This window comes from Streptomyces sp. NPDC037288, from assembly GCF_055603265.1.
The window spans coordinates 1-1685 of record NZ_JBVJVY010000205.1; the positions used below are offsets into that span (position 1 = coordinate 1).

Genomic DNA, 1685 nt, shown 5'->3' on the forward strand with positions numbered 1-1685 from the left:
TGCGGTCATAAGTGAGAGACAGGTCGTGGACTTGGCCAAGGGTGTTCACTGCTCGGGCCAGTCGAGCAGCTGTCCAGCCTGCCTCCTGTAAGAGCGCCCTGAGCTGCGCGTTGGGATGACTCCTTGCCATGTACTACCTCGACTGCTCAATGACCGTAGGCTCGTGGTGAAGGGGTTGAGTACGGGCAGCCTCCGGGCCGCAGCGAAGGAGGGGTGGGATTGCAGCGGCCCCAATGGGGAGCTGCAATCCCACCACGCCGTCTCCGGACTCGCGCCTAGCTACCGGCGAAGCGCTCCTAGCAGCGGCGAGCCCATCCCCAACGGTCCGAACACGGCTTCTGTCCTGGCACGCTTCCGTCCGGTCAGCGGTCCTCAGGTACCCGAGCAGCCGATTTCCATACACCGTTCAACGAGTTCAACCCATCCTTTGCGTCGCACACAGGGCTGAGCTGCCCTCGGTTCCGTGGAATCCCTGAAGCCTGGCCTATGCTCCTGGCCCGAAGGAGAACTTCGGCCGCCGAAGCCGGGCAGCGCGTCGGTAACCGCGTTGGCGATGGCTGCTGGAGGGGCGATGGCACCGCTTTCACCCATGCCCTTGATGCCGAACACCGTGTGTGGCGACGGGGTCTGCAGATGGCCGATCTTGATCATCGGGACCTCGGTCCCGCCGGGGAGCAGATAGTCCAGGAAGGACGTCGACTTGGGCTGTCCGTCCAGGTCGTGCACAAGGTCTTCGAGTGGTGCGGTGCCGATGCCTTGAGCGATGTCGCCGATGATCTGGCCGTCGACGATCAGCGGGTTCACCACCGTCCCGCAGGGTGCCGGTGCGGTGTCGGCGTTGCGACGCAGGTCGATGATCCGCGTGGTGGGTCTGTCCAGTTAACGGTGTGACTGGTTTGGGTTCGGAGGTCGGATCTGGTTGTTGGTGGGACGGCCGTCGAAGGCGATGTCGAAGGCCTGAAGAGGCCGTTTCCAGCGGTTGGTCCAGCGTTTGCGGCTGGTGCCGGTCGGGTCGGGGGACGTCACCGCGAGGTAGGCGCATTTCAAGGCGGTGTTCTGGGAGGGGGAGTGGCCATGGGCTCTCACGGTCCGGCGGATGCGGGGTGTTCACCGACTCGATGGCGTTGGTGGTGCAGACGAGCCGGCGGGTCGCGGCGTCGAACTGCGGGAACGGAACGAACTCGGCCCAGGCGTTTTCCCAGAGCCGGGCGATCGCCGGATACGTCCCACCTCATTCCTCGCAGAACTCAAGGAACCGGTTCGTCGTGGCATCCTCGGTCGGAGCCGTACAGACCGGCTTCAGTGCTTTGGCGATCTTGTCCCAGTCCTTGCGGGCGGCATAGCGAACGAGGCCCGCAGGAGGTGGACGACGCAGGTCTGCACGACCGTCTGCGGCCAGACCTCGCCGACGGCCTTGGGCAGGCCCTTCAGCCCGTCGCAGACCGAGCATGAGGACGTCTTGGAGGCCGCGGTTTTCCGGCTCGGTCAGGACCCGCAGCCGGTGCTCGGCACCTTCACCGCCCTCGTCGCCGGCCCACAGGCCGACAGACGCGGTCGAGCGGCCGGGCCTGCCATTCGGCCATGTCCTCCCTCACTGAACCTCTTTCATCCTGTGCTGGAGGGTGAAATGGGCTGGTCAGCGGGGGTGGTGACGAGGCAGGGCCCCTCGTCGTTGGCGTGGTGAT

1 protein-coding gene and 1 pseudogene are annotated in these 1685 nt (G+C 65.5%); both read right to left on the reverse strand.

Annotation, left to right across the window (positions count from 1 at the left end; all coding sequences use genetic code 11):
• Nucleotides 1–372: 372 nt before the first annotated feature.
• Nucleotides 373–807 (reverse strand): molybdopterin cofactor-binding domain-containing protein, encoded by a 435-nt coding sequence (locus ACZ7GZ_RS43290; RefSeq protein WP_471033349.1) that lies wholly within the window; start codon nt 805–807, stop codon nt 373–375.
• A gap of 72 nt (nt 808–879) precedes the next feature.
• Nucleotides 880–1546 (reverse strand): annotated as a pseudogene (locus tag ACZ7GZ_RS43295) (IS256 family transposase); the annotation flags it as partial.
• Nucleotides 1547–1685 lie beyond the last annotated feature (139 nt).